The organism is Acinetobacter sp. X9 (assembly GCF_054889255.1).
In genome coordinates, this window is record NZ_CM142679.1 from 1,349,596 (window position 1) to 1,369,959 (window position 20,364).

General features: G+C 38.9%; 21 protein-coding genes. 5 read left to right on the forward strand and 16 right to left on the reverse strand.

Translation table 11 applies throughout. The features are described from left to right. Positions 1–58: 58 nt before the first annotated feature. The 4 genes from fis to ACYU0V_RS06430 all read right to left on the reverse strand — a co-directional run bounded on the left by fis (position 59) and on the right by ACYU0V_RS06430 (position 2,853). A complete protein-coding gene (gene fis, locus ACYU0V_RS06415; protein WP_001086304.1) occupies positions 59–328 on the reverse strand; it encodes a DNA-binding transcriptional regulator Fis in 270 nt (89 codons plus the stop codon). 376 nt (positions 329–704) lie between these two features. Next, the gene (locus ACYU0V_RS06420; RefSeq protein ID WP_032035554.1) at positions 705–1,550 is read right to left on the reverse strand and encodes a zinc-ribbon and DUF3426 domain-containing protein; all 846 of its coding nucleotides are present in this window, start codon (positions 1,548–1,550) and stop codon (positions 705–707) included. A gap of 12 nt (positions 1,551–1,562) precedes the next feature. Continuing rightward, entirely contained in the window at positions 1,563–2,468 is a 906-nt protein-coding gene (gene prmA / locus ACYU0V_RS06425) for a 50S ribosomal protein L11 methyltransferase (protein ID WP_002119634.1), read from the reverse strand. Positions 2,469–2,622: 154 nt separating this feature from the next. Continuing rightward, entirely contained in the window at positions 2,623–2,853 is a 231-nt protein-coding gene (locus tag ACYU0V_RS06430) for a hypothetical protein (protein ID WP_002119672.1), read from the reverse strand. A gap of 232 nt (positions 2,854–3,085) precedes the next feature. Between ACYU0V_RS06430 and mnmG the strand changes: the two genes are divergently transcribed. Further along, positions 3,086–4,966 carry a tRNA uridine-5-carboxymethylaminomethyl(34) synthesis enzyme MnmG gene (mnmG, locus tag ACYU0V_RS06435; RefSeq protein WP_017385460.1) on the forward strand — a complete coding sequence of 627 codons (1,881 nt, stop codon included), beginning with the start codon at positions 3,086–3,088 and terminating at the stop codon, positions 4,964–4,966. A 376-nt stretch (positions 4,967–5,342) separates the two neighbouring features. Here mnmG and ACYU0V_RS06440 read toward each other — a convergent pair whose 3' ends face one another. Continuing rightward, positions 5,343–6,350: a helix-turn-helix transcriptional regulator gene (locus ACYU0V_RS06440; protein ID WP_017385459.1), complete on the reverse strand. Its 1,008-nt coding sequence runs from the start codon at positions 6,348–6,350 to the stop codon at positions 5,343–5,345. A 225-nt stretch (positions 6,351–6,575) separates the two neighbouring features. Here ACYU0V_RS06440 and ACYU0V_RS06445 point away from each other — a divergent pair, with 225 nt between their 5' ends. Genes ACYU0V_RS06445 through ACYU0V_RS06460 form a run of 4 tightly spaced genes read left to right on the forward strand, consistent with a single transcriptional unit; the run spans position 6,576 to position 10,278 of the window. Further along, positions 6,576–8,126, forward strand: coding sequence for a circularly permuted type 2 ATP-grasp protein (locus tag ACYU0V_RS06445; protein ID WP_407587656.1), 1,551 nt, complete (start codon positions 6,576–6,578; stop codon positions 8,124–8,126). Positions 8,127–8,148: 22 nt separating this feature from the next. Continuing rightward, positions 8,149–8,745, forward strand: a complete 597-nt coding sequence (locus ACYU0V_RS06450; RefSeq protein ID WP_461849465.1) for an alpha-E domain-containing protein — start codon at positions 8,149–8,151, stop codon at positions 8,743–8,745. 2 nt (positions 8,746–8,747) lie between these two features. After that, a complete protein-coding gene (locus ACYU0V_RS06455; protein ID WP_046811955.1) occupies positions 8,748–9,527 on the forward strand; it encodes a transglutaminase family protein in 780 nt (259 codons plus the stop codon). Between the two features lie 16 nt (positions 9,528–9,543). Next, positions 9,544–10,278: a proteasome-type protease gene (locus ACYU0V_RS06460; RefSeq protein ID WP_002119721.1), complete on the forward strand. Its 735-nt coding sequence runs from the start codon at positions 9,544–9,546 to the stop codon at positions 10,276–10,278. A 60-nt stretch (positions 10,279–10,338) separates the two neighbouring features. Here ACYU0V_RS06460 and alr read toward each other — a convergent pair whose 3' ends face one another. The 11 genes from alr to ACYU0V_RS06515 all read right to left on the reverse strand — a co-directional run bounded on the left by alr (position 10,339) and on the right by ACYU0V_RS06515 (position 20,305). Beyond that, a complete protein-coding gene (alr, locus tag ACYU0V_RS06465; RefSeq protein ID WP_262441610.1) occupies positions 10,339–11,409 on the reverse strand; it encodes an alanine racemase in 1,071 nt (356 codons plus the stop codon). 32 nt (positions 11,410–11,441) lie between these two features. Then, positions 11,442–12,887 carry a replicative DNA helicase gene (gene dnaB / locus ACYU0V_RS06470; protein ID WP_086265906.1) on the reverse strand — a complete coding sequence of 482 codons (1,446 nt, stop codon included), beginning with the start codon at positions 12,885–12,887 and terminating at the stop codon, positions 11,442–11,444. Between the two features lie 197 nt (positions 12,888–13,084). Further along, on the reverse strand, positions 13,085–13,531 hold the full coding sequence (gene rplI, locus ACYU0V_RS06475) for a 50S ribosomal protein L9 (protein WP_000382591.1): 447 nt from the start codon (positions 13,529–13,531) through the stop codon (positions 13,085–13,087). 8 nt (positions 13,532–13,539) lie between these two features. Beyond that, entirely contained in the window at positions 13,540–13,767 is a 228-nt protein-coding gene (gene rpsR, locus ACYU0V_RS06480) for a 30S ribosomal protein S18 (RefSeq protein ID WP_000090661.1), read from the reverse strand. An 11-nt stretch (positions 13,768–13,778) separates the two neighbouring features. Next, positions 13,779–14,162 (reverse strand): 30S ribosomal protein S6, encoded by a 384-nt coding sequence (gene rpsF / locus ACYU0V_RS06485; protein WP_002119610.1) that lies wholly within the window; start codon positions 14,160–14,162, stop codon positions 13,779–13,781. Positions 14,163–14,342: 180 nt separating this feature from the next. Further along, positions 14,343–15,221, reverse strand: a complete 879-nt coding sequence (gene cyoE, locus ACYU0V_RS06490) for a heme o synthase (protein WP_262441611.1) — start codon at positions 15,219–15,221, stop codon at positions 14,343–14,345. A 10-nt stretch (positions 15,222–15,231) separates the two neighbouring features. Continuing rightward, a complete protein-coding gene (locus tag ACYU0V_RS06495) occupies positions 15,232–15,561 on the reverse strand; it encodes a cytochrome o ubiquinol oxidase subunit IV (protein WP_000094534.1) in 330 nt (109 codons plus the stop codon). Continuing rightward, positions 15,561–16,181, reverse strand: a complete 621-nt coding sequence (gene cyoC, locus ACYU0V_RS06500) for a cytochrome o ubiquinol oxidase subunit III (protein WP_086265908.1) — start codon at positions 16,179–16,181, stop codon at positions 15,561–15,563. Before cyoC ends, ACYU0V_RS06495 begins: the two co-directional genes overlap by 1 nt. A 4-nt stretch (positions 16,182–16,185) precedes the next feature. After that, positions 16,186–18,177, reverse strand: coding sequence for a cytochrome o ubiquinol oxidase subunit I (cyoB, locus tag ACYU0V_RS06505; RefSeq protein ID WP_005068497.1), 1,992 nt, complete (start codon positions 18,175–18,177; stop codon positions 16,186–16,188). Between the two features lie 3 nt (positions 18,178–18,180). Then, positions 18,181–19,233, reverse strand: coding sequence for a ubiquinol oxidase subunit II (gene cyoA / locus ACYU0V_RS06510; RefSeq protein ID WP_002119579.1), 1,053 nt, complete (start codon positions 19,231–19,233; stop codon positions 18,181–18,183). 316 nt (positions 19,234–19,549) lie between these two features. Further along, positions 19,550–20,305, reverse strand: a complete 756-nt coding sequence (locus ACYU0V_RS06515) for an RDD family protein (protein WP_002119677.1) — start codon at positions 20,303–20,305, stop codon at positions 19,550–19,552. Between the last annotated feature and the right edge of the window lie 59 nt (positions 20,306–20,364).

Below are 20,364 nucleotides of genomic sequence, written 5' to 3' on the forward strand. Positions count from 1 at the left end.
ACGGATTAAAACCAATAAGCATAAAAAAATGCCCACGACGTCGTGAGCATTTTATCATTTATTCACTCATTAAACCGTGAGCTTTTAACTTTTTACGTAAAGTGCCACGGTTGAGTCCAAGAATTTCTGCAGCACGCGTTTGATTACCACGTGTATATTCAAGAACTACAGATAAAAGAGGTTTCTCCATTTCTGCTAGCACCATGTCATATACCTGAGATGGTTGCTCACCTTGCAATTGTGCAAAATAATGGCGAACTGCGCGATCCACGTGGATGCGAAGAGCAACATCAGATTGTGCAGTAAAAATAGGAGATTTGCTATTCATGCGAGTTAATCCGAAAATCAAATACTAGCTTGGGTAAAGTAGTATATAAATGTGGTCTAAAAATACGGAGTCCTGTTTTAGATCCTAAAACAGTGACTCTAAAACATAAGAACAATTAGCTTGCCATATTTCTTCGTATTGAATAAAAAATAAGCGTAACAATAATTAAATATTTGTTACAGCCCCCTCAAAAACAAAAAAAGTTAGGCTATGTGCTTAAAGTAGAAAAGCACACATGCTTAACAGTATTTTTTTTGGATTGAGAGCGAGGAGTATATGAGTCAAAGCTTTCGTGGCGCGTATCATACCATTGTCTAGGAAAAAGTGAGCAAATTAACTGCATTTTTTTTTATTTTTTTTTCACTTTTTTTACATTTTAGGGGTGGACAATTTCTAATCGATAATTTACTAGCCTTTTTTTGCTTTTGTTTAGCTCAAATTCGAATCGGAAAGGGGTATTTGATGGAATACGTTGAATACCCCTTAAGTTTTCAACTAGATATTGTTGAGGAGTTAATATGATTTCCTCTGTTTTGTCTGGCTCTGTTGCAAAAATCAACTTTAGGTTAGGAAGCTCAATACTTTTATCATTCTGGTTGAGCAATATGCCTGAGAACTGGGTATGGTTTGCATCAATTTTGCGGACTTTTAACTTTTCTATATAGATAAGTTGATAAAGTTCTGCTGATTTGTTGCAGTGTAGTATTTGGCAAACGTAATTAAATGCATGGCTAACGGTTGGGCTTGCATGCATGAGCTTAGGGTTAAACCAGAGGATTTGAAAAGTAAAGACTAAAATTAAAATAAGGTTGGCAGAGCTCCAGAGCGTATAGTAAAGCCAACTATGCTTTTTATTGTTGTCTTGTTCTTGTGGTGATGCCTGCTCAGCTAAATTAAGGTTTGGTAGAGCATTAATAGGTTCGTTGTGAAAGTAATTTAAGTTGTTGAGGTAAGTTAAAAGATCAATATTAGAGTTTTCTACTTTTTGGTCAAAGATATCTAATACGTGAGAATGCGTCATATATCTTGTCTGCATTGAACCATTAGCTAACGTCGTTGAGTTGACCATAACTGGCTGTTCAATATTGATTAGATGGGTTAAGGCATTAAAGCTTGAATTACATTTAGGGCAACAAACCATACCCTGAGCGACAGTCAATTGAGTAAGAGATACTTTATAAACTGTTAAACACTTAGGGCAGCGGGTTTGTTTTTCATTCATGAGTTAAAAATCTCAATTTATTGTTTTACGTTTTCCTGAAATGCGACACCAGTTTTCTTCGCGCTTTTCGACATCTAATATATCAAAAAATTCAGAATAAACACGTGAAACATCAGCAACTTGCTCTTCAATCACACCAGCAAGTGCGAACTCGCCCTCAGATTTGATTAAATTTGCAAATTCAGGCGCAAGCATCATTAAAGGTCCTGCTAAAATATTTGCAACTAAAACATCGGCTTGTTTAGGTTTGAATTCTTGATCAAACTCTTCAGGAAGACCTACATATAGTCGATCTAATACACCATTAAGCTCTGCATTTTGTTTCGTTGCTAAAACAGCTTGCGGGTCAATATCTGTGGCATATACTTTTTTAGCGCCTAGTAACAAAGCGGCTACGCCTAAAATGCCTGAACCACAGCCATAATCAATCACGATTTTATCTTTAACGTCAGTTTTACCCAGCCATTGTAAGCATAGGAAAGTACTTGCGTGATTACCTGTACCAAATGCAAGACCCGGGTCTAACTTAATGTTAGTTGCGTCCGCTTCTGGTGGCTCTAGCCATTCAGGCACGATCCAGAACTTTTCCCCAATCTGAATTGGCTCATAGTAATCCATCCATGCGCGTTCCCACACTTGATCTTCAAGTTCTTCATGACGCATAGGAACATCTGGAAGTTGAGCTTTTAAGAAAGCTTCTAAAGTGTCGACATCAATTGGGTCTTGTTCGTCTTGTTGATAGATGCCTGTCACAATAACTTTATTCCATAAAGGTGTTTCACCCGGTAATGGTTCAAGTAAAGCCTGATCTTCAGCATCATCCAGCGTTACGCTTACCGCACCTAGAGACATTAAAAGTGTTTCTGTGAACTCAACTTGTTCTTGATCAACGGTAATGTGTATTTGTAACCACTTCACGAAAAGGACCTAAAAATTTTATTTAAAGGCGTATTGTAGCGGACTAGACCATTTTAAAAAAGAAAGCGGCCCATCTTTAATGGACCGTCTTTGAAAATACTGATGAGATATAGCGGAAAATAAATGACTTCTTCTATACCTATGTCAAAACAGATTAAGGAGCAGGGGCCTTAAATTGTAACTTGCCATTTTCGTTTGGTTGGCAAGTACCGTTAAAGGTTACACCGTTGTGATTGTATGAAACCCATTCACCTTGCTGTTTTTTTGCACAGACTCGAATTTGTTTTTGCATTTCAGCTTTGCTCGTGTCAGCAGCATGGGTAAAAGTTACGCCTGAAAAACAAATTAGAGATGCAGTTAAGATTTTTAACATGGTCGTTTTCATTTTGTATTCCTTCTCGTTGCGTTAATTTTAAAGTCATAGAAGTGCTGTACATTTTTTATTCTAAGATGAATTAATTTTAAAAACATTCACTTTGTATTGAATTCATGAAACAAAATGTCAAATCATGTGGCATAGCGTAAATTATGTGAAGACAATTTTGTAATTATGTACATCAATAAGCAGATAATTTTGCTATAATGTTCCGTCTTTTTTTTCTGGTGTTTTTGTACTCATGCACTATCCTAAAGTTTATGATGTTATCGTTATCGGTGGCGGTCACGCAGGTACGGAAGCGGCCCTTGCTGCTGCGCGTATGGGACGACAGACTTTGCTTTTGACCCATAACATTGAGACTTTGGGCCAAATGAGTTGTAACCCAGCAATTGGTGGTATTGGTAAGTCTCACCTAGTCCGTGAAATTGATGCACTTGGCGGTGCAATGGCTCTGGCTGCCGATAAAGGTGGTATTCAGTTCCGTATTTTAAATTCGCGTAAAGGTGCAGCTGTGCGTGCAACACGTGCTCAAGCTGACCGTGTTCGTTACAAAGCTGCCATTCGTGATACTTTGGAAAATCAAGCAAATCTTGACATTTTCCAGCAAGCAGCTGATGACCTGATTGTTGAAGGCGATACCGTTAAAGGTGTTGTTACCCAAATGGGTATTCGCTTTGATGCTAAAACTGTTGTGTTGACTACAGGTACATTCTTGGGTGGTGTAATCCACGTTGGTTTAGAAAAATCAAGCGGTGGTCGTGCGGGGGATCCTCCTTCTATTGCACTTGCTCAACGTTTACGTGAGTTAAAATTACCAGTGGGACGTTTAAAAACTGGTACTCCGCCACGTATTGATGCACGTTCAGTTGATTTTTCAGTCATGATTCCGCAGCCGGGTGATTTCCCATCTCCAGTGATGTCATTCATGGGTGATGCTTCTATGCACCCTGAGCAAGTAAACTGTTATATCACTCATACAAATGAAAAAACCCACGATATCATTCGTGGTGGTTTAGATCGCTCACCAATGTACACTGGTGTTATTGAAGGTGTAGGTCCGCGTTACTGTCCATCAATTGAAGATAAGATTCATCGTTTCGCTGATAAAGACTCACATCAAGTATTCTTGGAGCCAGAAGGTCTAGATACACACGAGCTTTATCCAAACGGTATTTCGACTTCTTTACCATTTGATGTTCAGTTCGAACTTGTACGCTCAATTCGTGGTATGGAAAATGCTCATATCTTACGTCCAGGCTATGCAATTGAATATGACTATTTCAACCCGCAAGCTTTGAAATTTACACTTGAAACTAAAGCGATTAATGGCTTGTACTTTGCTGGTCAAATTAATGGTACAACAGGTTACGAAGAAGCTGGTGCCCAAGGTTTACTTGCAGGTTTAAATGCTGCGCGTCGTGCGTGGGAGCAAGAAGAATGGACGCCTAAACGTGACCAAGCTTACATGGGTGTGTTGGTTGATGACCTCATTACGTTAGGTACTAAAGAACCGTACCGTATGTTTACCTCACGTGCTGAATATCGTTTGATGTTACGTGAAGATAATGCGGATCAGCGCTTGACTTCTATTGGTCGTGAACTTGGTTTGGTTGATGATGTTCGTTGGGCTGCTTATTGCGAGAAAATGGAAGCGGTTGAGCGTGAAACCTCTCGTTTACAACATTTATGGGCAGCACCAAATAACCCTATGGGTAAAAAATTCGTTGAAATGACGGGTGCTGATTTGAGTAAGGAATGTAGTGCGATTGATTTGCTTAAGCGCCCTAATATCACCTTCGGTCAAATTGCTGAACTTACTGGTTCTGAGGTTTCAGAACAAGTGGGGGAGCAAATTGAAATTGCTGTGAAATATGAAGGTTACATTAACCGTCAGCATGAAGATGTTGCTCAATTAAAGCGTCTTGAAGAAACTAAAATTCCTGCCGATTTTGACTATGATGTAGTGTCTGGATTGTCACGTGAAATTACACAGAAGTTAAAAACTGTTCTTCCAGAAACTTTAGCTCAAGCAAGTCGTATTCCTGGTGTTACACCAGCTGCAGTTCAACTCGTAATGATTACAATTCGTAAGAATAATATGATTAAGAAAACAGCCTAATCATTTAAATGTACAAAAAGCCCAGTTAAGACTGGGCTTTTTTATTTTCTGTTCAAAAATATATGGAAACTTCCTAAGGAAGAAAAGAGATTTCGCTTCCTTTTTTTCTTATTTCACATATTTTAAGCCACCCGTTATATTGAATTCACGTTCAAACAAGAGGGCTTTAACCATGACAATGAAATCAATTCGCTACAATGGATATGAAATGGCATGCCAATGCTCATGTTCAAAATAGCGCAAAAGAAAGAGCAGATCAGTTTTGGTGGGGGAGAACACATTGATCTGAAAACAAGTAAAAAAATAAGAACAATATAAAATTAAGAAAATTATAATTCAAAATCTAAAGAGAACCGTATGGTTCTCTTTTTTATATCTACTTACTATCAGTTTCAATTTCACGTACAGCGTTGTGTACTTGAACTGGCTCAATATGCAGTAATTTCTTGCCAAAACTACGTAGCCACCATACTAGTTGAGATGTAAAAGGTACGGTTGCTGAAACTTCTACAATATTTTCTTCAAGCGGAGTAATTGTTTGGTCTTTACTTAACTGACTTTCATAAAAGGTTTTCGCAGTTTGCTCTGTCATAGTTAGGGTGAGCTGAATTGATTCAGTTGGCTGGTTGTAGTCCACTCTAAAGCCTAAAGCCCCTGAATCAATATAATGATCAATATCAAAATTAACTGGATGCAGTGCTCGGCTGTCTAATACTTTTGCTGATTTAAAACGGTGCAGAGCAAATGTTTGCACTTCAGTTTTGTCATGTCTTGTGCAAATTAAATAAATGACTGCACCTTTTTGTACCAAAGCCAAAGGATTTAAAACATAAGTTCTGTCTTCACCCTGATTGACCCGTGCCCGATAAACACACTCAATCTGTTTGTCTTGTAGTAGACCTTCATAAATTGCCTGCTGAGCAGCACGATCCACTACAGGTGGAATAAGAGGTTGACTTGCCGGAACAATACGTACACGGTTAATCCACTGTCTCACATTATTTTGAGTAGAGAGACTACGTTTGGCCAAATCGAACCATGGTCCCATCTCATCAAGCAGGCTCGGAGGAAGGAGGTGCTTAAGGTGCTCCTCAACCATCATAAAGGTTACCGCTTGAGAACTTGTCATGTGAGGTAAGCTTTGAATAGGTGCATCGGATTGCCACCGCCAGCCTTGAGGTACGGCTTTATTGCTCTCTATCGGAAAACGCTGAGCAATTTGATTTAAGTCACGCTGAATAGTCCTTAAACTAATATCAATACCTTCACGCTCAAGCATTTCTTGCAATTCTCGAGTCCCGATCCATTTGCCGGTCGGTAGGCGAGACAAGATCTGCCATTGGCGATATAAACTATTCGAAGTTTCTTTTTCTATTACAGACATAAGCGTAATACATCTATATCCAATTGCTTTGGTGTCAACACAATAAAAAATCTTTACAGATTTAGCAAGTTTGTCAGATTCAGTTTATAGCCCATTGGGCAAACGATGATAAGATTTAGAAGAAAGTTATAACAATGATGCCGTGCAAGTATTACAGATATATAAGTGGCACTGAAATTGCTTATTTAAAAATGAAATATAGATAAGTGATAAGACGAGGTGGTTATGTCAGAACAAGAGCATGAATTACATCTAGATAATGATTTTTTTATACAAGAGCAGACAACAACAGCACTTATTAACCCAACCTCTTTTTTAGAACATATTTCTGTGCAAACCAATCTCTTTGAGCAACTCAAATCACAGTTCTTTAATGAGATGCTTGATGATGTAACGTCAAATGGTGCAGCTTCTAAAAAAATTGAACAATGGTTGAGCATCCGTACTTTAGATGAGTTAAAGGAGTTAAATACCCAAGCGAAACAGCATTTTCTTTATCATGGGATTACTTTTAATGTTTATGGTGATAAAGAAGGAACGGAGCGCACTATTCCTTTTGATTTAATTCCAAGAGTTATCGAGAAAAAACAATGGGAAAAAATTGCCTTAGGCTGTGCACAGCGTGTTAAAGCGTTAAATTATTTCCTAGATGATATTTATCATGGACAGCATATTTTAAAAGAACAAATCATTCCCGAAGAACAAATTATGGGAAATGATGCTTTCCAACCCCATATGCTTAAACATTCTTTAAAAGGAAAAATTTATTCACAAATTAGTGGGATCGATATTATCCGTGATGGTGAAGGGGAGTTTTTTGTATTAGAAGATAATTTGAGAACACCTTCTGGGGTGTCTTATATGATTGAGAGCCGAAATATTAGCCAGAAATTAATGCCTGAGCTATGTACAGCTAATAATTTACAGGGGATTGAGCATTATCCAAAACTTTTAAAAGAAATATTGCAAGAAAATTCTTCTGCAGATCAACCCTTTATTGTGGTGCTAACACCAGGGCGTTTTAACAGTGCTTATTATGAGCACGCTTTTCTAGCGCGTGAAATGGATGTGCCATTAGTTACAAATCGGGATTTATTTGTAGAAAATGATCAAGTATTTGTCAAAACTATCCGTGGGCGTCAAAAAGTAGACGTAATTTACCGCCGTTTAGATGATGACTTTCTAGATCCTTTAGCATTTCGACCAGACAGTGCTTTAGGTGTAGCAGGTCTTATGTCTGCTTATTTACAAAAAAATGTCGTGATTGCAAATGCACCTGGAACAGGCGTGGCTGATGATAAATCAATCTATCCTTATGTAGATCAAATGATTCAATATTATTTAGATGAAACACCAATTCTAAAAAATGTACCCACTTATCAGTGCCGTAAAGAAGAACACTTAGATTACGTACTCTCTAATCTTGATCAATTAGTCGTTAAGGAAGCACAAGGTTCGGGCGGATACGGTATGTTGATTGGACCTAAAGCAAGCTCATGCGAAATTGATGAGTTTAGAAAAAAATTGATTGCGATGCCTCATATGTATATTGCACAGCCTACCTTGGCTTTATCTGTCGCTCCAACTTTAACAACAGGCGGAGTAGCGGAACGTCATATTGACTTGCGTCCATTTGTATTGAGTTCACCTTATCGTACAGAGATTGTGCCTGGAGGCTTAACACGTGTGGCCATGCAGGCGGGTTCTTTAGTTGTAAATTCGTCTCAAGGTGGCGGTATAAAAGATACATGGGTTGTTGAAACATTACATTCCTGATTGTGGGTTAAAGAGGAACTTTATGGTTTTACTCAATTCGAGTGCGCATCAAATATATTGGTTGGGTCGATATTTGATGCGAGTTAAGTTTGCAGCCTCTCATTTACCCTTTACAGAAGATGAGAAAGCAACCAGATTTGCAGCAGCATTTGGTTTGGTCATAGAAAATGCTGAATTACTAAATCACTATATGTTAGACAAGAAGCAAACATTTTCATTACTGAACCAGCTCATTATTGCTAAAGATAATATTCAGGAACTAAGAGGTATTTTGTCATCACATGCTTATGCAGAATTAAATAATGTGATTAATAGGCTTCAAGCTCAACCTGATGCATTGAGTAAAGCAGTCGAACAATGCACACAAATACTAGAAGCGGAACATGAAGATGTCCGTTTATTTTTGCATTTAGGCCAAAAAATAGAGCAATTTGATATAGAACTGCGTTTTGGTGAAGATTTATCTGTTCTCATATCAGAGCTAGATACTGTGGTGCAACAGCTCGCTAATTTGAATTGGGAAAATATAAATGAAAATTGGCAAGCACTAAAGCAGCAACTTACGTGGGACGCTTATTATACTTTTACACAGCAGTTGGAAAATATGTTTGAGGGCTGATTATGAAATTGATGGTTAATCATCAAACGCATTATAGCTATACTGAAACTGCTCGGAACAGCATTCAGTATATTAAAATGATGCCTCAAACATCGCCTCACCAACATGTTATGAATTGGGCAATTAGCGTGCCGGGTGATAAAACAATAAAGAGAGATATATTTAACAATGTATGGATGACGGCTAGTCAGCGTTATCCATACCAACATCTTACATTTATGGCCCAAGGAATTGTTGAGCTTCAAAATGTAGAACTAGGTTGTGTAGATCTCTCTACACCTACAAATTTGTTTTTGCAGATGACAGGTGCAACTCGATGTGATTCGGAAATGTTGGACTTTGCCAAAAATATTGTAGTGGTCAAGGACCGACAGCATATTGCGTTATTAAGCGAATATATCTTGCAAAAAATACTGTATCAGCCTGAAAGTACTTCGGTTCAGACAACTGCGATCGAAGCATTTCATGCAGGTCAAGGTGTATGCCAAGATCATGCTCACATTTTAATTGCGATGTGTCGTGCGCTACAATTACCTGCACGTTATGTCTCTGGTTATCTATTTGATCAAAACTATCCGCACCTGGCCAGTCACGCTTGGGCGGAGGTATTTTTAGAAAATCAGTGGTATTGTTTTGATGTAAGCAATCAGTTGTTTACACCCAAACATCACATCTACCTTGCAGTAGGACGTGACTATCTCGATGTGGCACCTATTCGTGGCGTAAGAGAGCAAGGTGGAGTTGAGAACATGATGTCTGTGGTTCAAGTGTTGGCATGTTGAATGTAAAGAGAATGAAATGACCTATTGTTGTGCGTTAAGATTGGAACAAGGTTTGGTGTTTATTAGTGACACAAGAACCAATGCAGGAGTTGACCATATTTCTGTGTTCCGAAAACTGCATACTTTCGGCGTTACCGGAGAACGTTTTATTGCCTTGCAAACTGCAGGTAACTTAGCAACAACGCAAGCTGTTATAGGTCATTTACAAAATGCCCTTACTTTGCAGCAAGAGCCTAACCTATATAGTGTTAATACGATGTTTGAGGCGGCTGAACTGATTGGTAAAACCTTAAAAACTGTTTTAGAGGATATTAGTTCGGACACCCAAGAACAAATGAATTATGCCTGTAGTATTTTGGTAGGTGGGCAGATTAAAGGTGGGGATATGCAACTCTATAATGTCTATCCACAAGGCAATTTTATTTGTGCAACTACAGATACACCTTATTTTCAAATAGGTGAAAGTAAATATGGAAAGCCTATTCTGGATCGAGCTTTATATTATGCAATGCCACTAGACGATGCATTACGTTGTAGCCTGATTTCTTTTGATTCAACTTTGCGTTCAAATGTTTCTGTTGGCTTACCACTTGATGCATTGGTCTACATTAAAGATAGCTTTGTTATTCCCATGGGAAAACGAATTACTGAAGATGATCCTTATTTCTCACAGATTAGTAAACAATGGTCAGATACTCTTCGTCGGGGATTACAGGAAATGCCAAAGCCTACAGATGATTACTGGCGATAAATTTTGCGTGTTTAAATAAAAAAATCCAAGCATGCTTGGATTTTTTTTTATATTTATTATTTAACTGCTTTTACGAGTGGGGCGATTACTTAAGCGACAGAGTAATTCATATCCTATCGTTCCGTTTGCATCCGCAACATCATCAACTAAGCGATGTGGACCCCAGAGTTCAACTGGAGTGCCTAATTTTACTTGCATGCCTGTCACGTCGATTGCAATCATATCCATGCTCACTTTTCCTACAACTGCACAGAGATGTTTATCAATAGCGACATAGTTTTGTTTAACATAAGCTCGTGGATAACCATCACCGTAACCTATAGAAACAATCGCGATATCCATTGCTTGCTTGGCGCAAAAAGTAGAGCCGTAACCGACATGTTCATTAGTTTGAATATGATTAAGTGCAATCACTTCTGCTGAGAAAGTCATCACTGGTTTTAAGTCAAGATCATAGACTGTTTGATCTGCAAAAGGTGAGGCGCCGTAAAGCATGATACCCGGACGAACATAATCAAAATGTAACTCTGGCCATTTATAAATGGCAGCTGAGTTACAGCAAGAAGCTAAAACTGGATCACAAGCTTGTTTAACTTGTAGAAATTGTTGTTTTTGTTGCTCGTTAAGTGGATGGTCTACATCTGCATTTGCGAAATGCATCGCAAGTACACAAGTAAATCCTTCAGATTTTAAAGTTTTAATAACTTCAATAATTTCTGGATTTTTAAAACCTAGACGATTCATGCCGCTGTTAAGCTTAACCCAGACTTTTAAACCTTGGTTGATGTACGCTTGTTTGTGTTTAATCAACCATTCAAACTGTTGTTGATGGTGAATGACACATTCAAATTTTTGTTTAATTGCAATTGGCATTTCATCTTCAGAAAATACCCCTTCAATTAAAGTAACAGGCTGCTGAAATCCGAGTTCACGAATTTCCAAACCTTCTTGTAGGCAGGCGACACCAAAGGCATCTGATGCATTTAAGGCTGCTAAACAGTCTTTGATTCCATGTCCATAAGCATTAGCTTTTACCATACTTACAATTTTTGAATTTGTTGCGAGTTGTTTGACACGGTTTAAGTTATATTGAAGTGCATTGCGGTCAATATAAACTGTTGCTTGGCGCACCCTCATTTACTCCTTTGGGCTAGAGATAGAGCTTATTCTTCATCATCATATTGGCTGTAATACTCAGGAGAGAGATTACTAAATCGAGTATATTGACCTTCAAAAGCAAGACGAACTGAACCAATTGGACCGTTACGCTGCTTACCAATAATAATTTCTGCAGTGCCGGCTTCTTTTGACTCTTTGTTATAAACCTCATCACGGTAAATAAACATAATTAAGTCGGCATCCTGCTCGATCGCACCGGATTCACGTAAGTCGGACATTACAGGACGTTTATTTGGACGGTTTTCCAGACTTCGGTTAAGCTGAGAAAGTGCGATAACAGGGCATTGCATTTCTTTCGCTAACGCTTTTAAGCTACGCGAAATTTCTGAAATCTCGCCTACACGGTTATCACCCATGCCTGGAACTTTCATGAGCTGCAAGTAATCGACCATGATGCAACCAATTTTACCATCATGCATTTTGGCTACTCGGCGAGCACGGGCACGAAGTTCAGTTGGAGGTAGGGCAGATGAGTCATCAATATACAAATGCATTTGTTGAAGCTGCAAAATTGTGCCAGTTACTTTGGTCCATTCATCTGCATCGAGGTTACCAGAGCGTAAATGTCCTTGATGGACTTTACCCATTGCGGAAATAAGACGCATCGCAATCGAGTCCGCTGGCATCTCCATTGAAAAGACAAGAGCAGGTAACTTGTTATATTGCAAAACACTCTCAACCAAATTCATGGCAAATGTAGTTTTACCCATCGATGGACGTGCAGCAACAATAATTAAGTCACCAGGTTGCATACCAGATGTTTTATTATCAAGTTCTAAGAAGCCAGTCGTTAAACCTGTAATATTGCCATCTAATTTTGAAAGCTCATCAAGCTTACTAATTACGTCTGCGGTAACAGAACTAATAGATTTAGGACCAGCATCTTTTTTATTATTATTGTGCTGTTCAGCTAAAGAGAAAATACTTGTTTCAGCCAAGTCTAAAATTTCACTAACACCGCGACCTTTTGTGTCATAAGCATTTTGTAAAATTTCAGTACTAACTTTAATCATGCTACGTAGGGTAGAAAATTCTTTAATTTTCGTAGCATAAGTTTCTAAGTTATAGAAACTTGAAGGTGAGTCAGCCATAAGCTGCATTAAATATTCTTCGCCACCGATAGCATCAAGTAAATTTTGTTTTAAGAGCCAGTCACTTACTAAGACAGCATCATAAGGTGAGTTTTCTTGTGCTAATTTCTCGATTGCACGAAAAATATATTTATGACGAGTCGCGTAAAAATCATTTTCTTTTAGTACATCGTTGACTTGCTCAAAAGATTCAGCAACTGTCATCAAAGCAGCCAGAACAGCTTGCTCAATGGCTAAGTTGTGCGGGGGAGTGCGAAACTCTTTAAGTTGGCTTGATTCACTCGTTTTATTTTCTGTTGGAGATGAAAGCGCTAAAGAAGTGGCATTCGCCTGAGACATAATTAGACCTGATGATAAAGAAGAGTGTACACAACGAGGCTCTAAAGCCGAGAACTATCTTAAAACAAAATTAAATAAACTACCTAATTAAAAAACCAATTAAACTAAAGAACTGATCAGGAATTAATATATCTTATTTTAAAATTTGAAACATAAAAAAAGAGCATGCAAAAGCATGCTCTTTTTTTGATGAGAAATTACTCAGATACGATAGTAACGAGAACTTCTGCAACAACATCATGGTGCAATTGGATTGCGATGTTGAATTCACCAGTGTGACGAAGCGCGCCATTTGGTAAACGAACTTCTGCACGGTCAACTGTAAGACCAGCATTCGTTAATGCGTCAGCGATGTCACGAGTACCGATAGAACCGAACAGTTTACCTTCGTCACCAGCTTTAGCAGTGATAACGATGTTAACTTCGTTCAATTGTTCAGCACGTGCTTGAGCAGCAGCTAAAACTTCAGCTTCTTGCTTCTCAAGTTCAGCACGACGAGCTTCAAAAGCAGCAGTGTTAGCTTCAGTAGCTGCAACTGCTTTACCTTGAGGGATAAGGAAGTTACGGCCGTAACCAGCTTTAACTGATACTTTATCGCCTAATTTACCAAGGTTCTTAATGCGTTGTAATAAGATAACGTCCACAGATCACCTCACTTATGGTTGTCAGTGTACGGAATCAAAGACAAATAGCGAGCTTGTTTGATAGCAAGTGCTAATTGACGTTGATAACGAGCTTTAGTACCAGTGATACGGCTAGGAACAATCTTGCCGTTTTCAGTGATGTACTGTTTTAAAGTGTCGATATCTTTGTAGTCGATGTACGCAACATTCTCAGCTGTAAAGCGGCAGAACTTGCGACGACGGTAAAAACGTGCCATTGATGTTCTCCTTATTCAGCTTCTTGAGCAACTTGCTGTGCTTCTTCGCGTTGAGCTTTACGCGCACGCTTTTCTTCAGCACTCTTAGCAAGCAATGACTCTTCAGTGATTGCGTGTTCACGACGGATGATAAGGTTACGAATGATCGCGTCGTTATAACGGAATAATTCTTCTAACTCATCAAGCGTAGTTTGACCACATTCAACATTCATAAGAATGTAGTGCGCTTTGTGAATTTTGTTAATTGGGTAAGCCAATTGACGACGGCCCCAATCTTCTAAACGGTGAATTTGACCTTCAGCTTCTTTGATCTGAGAGATATAGCGTTCAACCATACCTACAACTTGATCGCTTTGGTCTGGGTGTACCAAAAGTACGATTTCGTAATGACGCATTGTCAGCTCCTTACGGTTTAAACAGCCCCTAATAAAAAATTAGAAGCAAGGAGTCATAACTTAATAAGTTATGCCGCAAAATTTGCGAAGGCTGAATTATAGGTAAAAGTTCGACTAAAAACAAATCTTTTGATCAGAAAAGTAAAACTTCTTTACTATAAAGAGGAAATCCTCTCTTGTTTAAAAGAGAGGAAGATTTGGAGCAGGGGATTGATAGGTAAAGCTAAAGCTTAAACTTAACAGGGTAATTAATATGACCGAGTACAGGAAAAAACGTTTAGCCCACAATTGATCATTTTCGGCTTTAAATCCAATAACTGATAAATATAACCAATATGCAGTCAGAGCATTAAAGGTAATTAAAAAGAATACATTGGTATAGCCAAAACAATATAACCCATTCAAAACAGCTGCAAATAATAGGATATAGATTACACATTCAATTTTCGTACGATAAATAGAACGTGCTACAGGCAAAATTGGAATTCCCGCATTTTTGTAATCATCAAAACGATAAATTGCAATTGCCCAAGAGTGAGGCATTTGCCATAAAGCGTATGCTAAAAACAAAAGCAAGGCTGCCACATCAAATTGATGAGTTACTGCTGTATAACCAATAACAGGAGGGCTCGCCCCGGAGATACTACCAATGACGGTTTGATGGATTGAGGTGCGTTTGGTCCACAAGCTATAAAAACCGACATAGACAATAAAACCAATCATTGCAAACAAAAATGCGTAACCATTTACACCAAACCATAAAATGCTAAAACCAATTACCCCAAGCACTAATGCATATATCAGCGCAACAATAGGAGAGATTGTTTTTTTTACAAGTGCACGGTTTTGTGTGCGCTGCATCTTTGTATCAATATCTTGATCTATAACATTATTAACCACGCAACCAGAGGCCACAACTAAAGTTGTTCCAAGTAAGGTGAGAAGTAATAATGAGATGTCTATAGAGCCTTGGGCGGCTAAGAAAAAGCCGCCCAAGGTGGTAATGAAATTACCGAAGAGAATTCCTGGTTTAGTCAGGAATAGATATTTTTTCAACATGACAATCAGTTTAGATCATCATATTGTAGTGAAGGTAATTCATAATCCACACAGAACCGATTAAAAGCACGGCGATACATAGGATTGTGTAGATGAATGCAATCATATTCCAACGTTGTTCAGATGATGTATTCATGTGTAAGAAGTACACAAGTTGTACAAGAACCTGAGCAACCGCAGTGATTGCAATCACTGTAACTAAAAGACCACGACTGAAACCACCCGCCATCACCATTCCGAAAGGAATGATGGTGAGGATAACAGAAAGGATAAATCCAACAGTGTATTGCTTAAAGTTACCGTGTGACGCACCAGCAGCATTATGCTCATGACTACTCATTAGAGAACTCCCAGTAAGTAAACGACGCTGAATACACAGATCCAAACGATGTCAAGGAAGTGCCAGAACAAGCTTAAGCAAGCAAGACGACGTGTATTCGGTAAAGTCAAACCTTTAGTCTTGATTTGATACATTAATACAAGCATCCACACTAAACCAGAAGTTACGTGGATACCGTGTGTACCAACCAAAGTAAAGAACGATGATAAGAATGCACTGTGAGTTGGACCGTGGCCTTCATGTACAAGGTGATGGAACTCATAGACTTCCATTCCAATGAACGATGCACCAAAAAGGAATGTAATAAATAACCAAGTGATAACTTGATTTACATTCTTTTTATAAGATGCAAGTACAGCAAAACCAAACGTTACCGATGAAATCAATAAGGCAAATGTTTCAGTTAACACGAAGCCTAATGAGTCATGGAATAGGTCATATGCACTTGGAGTTCCTGGTGGCACATGGCTGCTTAATACAGCGAACGCAATGAAGAGTGATCCGAAAAGAATCAAGTCACTCATCAAGTATGTCCAGAAACCAAAAACCGTTAAATCAGTATCATCATGTTCATGATGACCGTCATGGCCGTGGTTGTCGTGATGAAGTACTTCAGCCATTTCCTTAGTCCTTCTTCAAGTGTTTTTCAAGTAAAGCATAGCGTTCGTTTTCAATACGCTCAACTTCAGCAGCAGGAACGTAGTAGTCAACATTCTTAGTGAATGAGCTTACGATCAAGCTAACAACAGCTGCAACGAATGAAACAACAACGAGCCACCAAATATGCCAGATGAGTGCAAAGCCAAGAAGAGTAATGAACATTGCAATGACAAAACCAGCAGCACGATCGGTCGGCATGTGGATGTCTTCATATTTAGTGTTACGTGCGTATGCTACACCATTTTCTTTGTCAGTCCAGAAACGGTCGATACCGCTTGCATCTGGTTCATGCGCAAAGTTATAGAATGGGGCAGGAGAAGAGGTTGCCCATTCAAGCGTACGAGCATCCCATGGGTCGCCAGTAAGGTCCATGTTGTCTTTACGTTGTAAGAAGCCAACGATGATTTGCATTAAGAAACATGCAATACCAATCGCAACAAGAACAGCACCAAATAATGCAATTGCAAGGTACGGATCCCATTCAGGGTTGTCATATGTATTCAGACGACGAGTCATACCCATGAAACCAAGGATATAAAGTGGCATGAATGCAAAATAGAAACCGAAGAACCAGAACCAGAACGCAGCTTTACCCCACGCTTCGTTGAGCTTCCAACCAAACATTTTTGGCCAGTAGTAAATGATGCCGGCAAACATACCAAACACCACACCACCGATAATTACGTTATGGAAGTGAGCGATCAAGAATAGTGAGTTGTGTACCAAGAAGTCCGCAGGTGGAACAGCCATAAGTACACCAGTTAAACCACCGATACCGAATGTTACAAGGAAGCCAAGCGTCCATAACATTGGAGTAGTAAAGGTGATGCGACCTTTATACATGGTGAATAACCAAGAGAAGATTTTCACACCAGTAGGAATCGCAATAACCATGGTCATGATACCGAAGAACGCGTTAACGTTCGCACCAGCACCCATGGTGAAGAAGTGGTGAAGCCATACAACAAACGCAAGAACAGTAATCGCGATAGTTGCATACACCATAGACTTGTAACCGAACAACGCTTTACGCGAGAAGGTTGCAACGATTTCTGAGTATAGACCAAATGCTGGTAATACCAAGATATATACTTCAGGGTGACCCCATGTCCAGATCAAGTTCACATAAAGCATTGGGCTACCGCCAAGCTCATTTGTGAAGAAATGGAAACCGAAGTAACGGTCAAGTGTAAGCATTGCAAGAGTACCTGTTAATACAGGGAATGATGCAATGATTAATACAGCCGTACAAAGTGAAGTCCACGTGAAAATAGGCATGTCCATTAACTTCATGCCAGGCGCACGCATTTTGATGATGGTAACAAAGAAGTTAACACCAGATAAAAGCGTACCTAGACCAGAAACCTGAAGTGCCCAGATATAGTAGTCGACACCTACACCAGGAGAATATTGAATGCCAGATAGAGGAGGGTAAGCCATCCAACCAGTCGCAGCAAATTCACCTAATACAAGTGAAAGCATCATCAAACCAGCAGCACCAGCGAATAACCAGAAGCTTAAAGAGTTCAATAATGGGAAAGCAACATCACGAGCACCAATCTGTAAAGGTACAGAGATGTTCATCATACCAACAACGAGACCCATTGCTACGAAGAAGATCATGATTACACCGTGTGCGGTGAAGATCTGGTCGTAGTGGTCAGGATGTAGATAACCTTCGCCGCCGCCTTTAGCGAGGAAAAGTTGTAAACGCATCATGATCGCATCGGCGAAACCACGCAGAAGCATGACAACAGATACGATGATATACATGATACCAATCTTTTTATGGTCTACCGTAATAAACCACTCATTCCACAAATATCCCCATTTTTTGAAATAGGTGATACCGCCAAGCACTGCAATTGCACCAATTGCCATAAGGACCATGGTGACAAGTACGATTGGCTCTGTCGGGATAGAGTCCCAACCCAGTTTACCAAAAATCATATCCATGTCTTATTCCCCTTGAGCAGCGTGTTCAGCTGCAGCATGAGTGTCAGCTGTTGCGTGTTCAGCAGAGTGGTCAACACCATGATAGTTACTCATATAGTGGTTGATAATTGTTTCAAACAATTTAGGCTCAACAGTAGAGTAATAAGTCACAGGGTGTGGCTTAGTCGGGAACGGTTTCATAGCTTCAGCTTCAGCAACTGCTTTTTCATCACCAGCAGCTTTAGCACGATTTACTAAATGCTCGATCTGATGCTTAGAACGGTTACCATCACGTAAGGTTGCCAATTCAGCTTGGTCAAGCGTAGTTTTTTGAACTGCTTCTGGGTTAATGGTTGAACCATTACCTGCTTTAACCGCTGCTACCCATTCGTTGAATTGTTGCTCTGTAACACTATGCGCCTTGAAACGCATTTGAGAGAAACCGTAACCTGAGTAGTTAGAAGAGAAACCACGATATACACCAGTTTCATTTGCTAACAAATGAAGGTGAGTTTGCATACCTGCCATTGCATAAATCTGGCCGCCTAACTGTGGAATGAAGAATGAGTTCATTGTAAAGTTAGAAGTGATTTTAAAGCTTAACGGAGTTTTTTCAGGGAAACGTACTTCGTTAACTGTTGCAATGTTTTGTTCAGGATAAATAAAGATCCACTTAAACTGTTCAGCAATAACTTGAATAGTTAAAGGTGCTTTATCTGATTCTAAAGGACGGTATGGGTCATACTTGTGGGAACCCCACCAAGTTAACCAAGCTAAAATACCAATAATAATGACAGGGATACCCCATACTACAACTTCAATTGCAGTTGAGTGTGCCCATGTAGGTTTATAGTCTGCATCTTTATTTGACGCGCGATATTTCCAACCAAACCATAATGCCATGATGATTGAAGGAATCACCACAAGTAACATTAAATAGATCGCAGTCATCATAAGGTCACTTTGACCTTGACCAACTGGACCTTTAGAGTTTAGAAGTACCATATCACCACCACACCCAGTCAAAAGTGCGGCAAGCGTTGATAAAGACAATACAGCTAAAATCGTTTGTCTCATTTTACAACCTCGGTGAAGAGTCCCATTCCCTAATTAAATATGGGATAGCGATTAAAGTGTCGCATGATTGAGAACGCTAATCCTTAAATTTAGACTTCTCAATTATATGACACCGCTACGTTGTAGGGCATTATGCCTCATATCGACAAACTAAGCTATACATAAAGTAGGCTGAAATAATTGTTTTAAAACCCGATTTTTTTTGTAGGGTATCTATTTTCAATAGAGCTTTTATTTAAATATCAACTCACTATAGAAAAAAGGAGGCGGGGTGCCTCCTCTTTTTTTAGACATTAAATGAATGAGTCATTCACTATCATTTGATCACTTTTGTTCTTGCGATTTTGTCATGTAAAGCTTGTCGCTTTTGTCCTAATGCAAAAGCGTAGTCAATAATTGTACTGATCGGCATAAACAGTAAGTTTAATATGATAAAAACAATACTTCTTAATAAGAAGATGCGAGTTAAATTAACCTTGCTATTGTCCTCAGCATCTACAATTTTAATTCCGACTATTTTCTTGCCTATACTCTGACCAAACTTTGTTAAAAGAACGGCTTGAATTGCAAGCATAATTACGACGTAAAGAAGCATTGAATGCCAAGCTTCTATTGGAATTAAAGTAAAAAGTTGCTGTTGCAATTCGGCAGCTTTAGTCGATGCGACTTCGGCAGATTGCATCTGTTTTTGCAGCTCGAATAATTGCTTATATTGAGCTTCATTAAAGAAAAAAGAAGGAATTGCAGCGATTGGTAACCAAAGCAATAAATCAATAATTTTTGCTAAAGCCCGAGCTGGAATAGACGCAAGTTCATGAACTTTAGGTTCTACACGAATTTGACGAATAGTTTCATTAGTTGATGTATTCGTATTTATTGTAGGTACAGAATAACCGATAGGTTGATATACAAGTTTACCTTGGGTTAATTCTCCTAAAGCTTTCCATTCTGTCATGCCTTCATGCCAAGCTAAATCAGTTAACAAAATTTGTTGGCTAGCCAACATTTGATTTACTTGTTCTAAAGTATAAGGCCCAGCTTGTTGATTATTACGTGCCAAGTAAATTTGCATAAATGAAAATTCTCTATTCTAAAGATGAAAAAAGACCCACGGATGGGCCTTTTTTTATA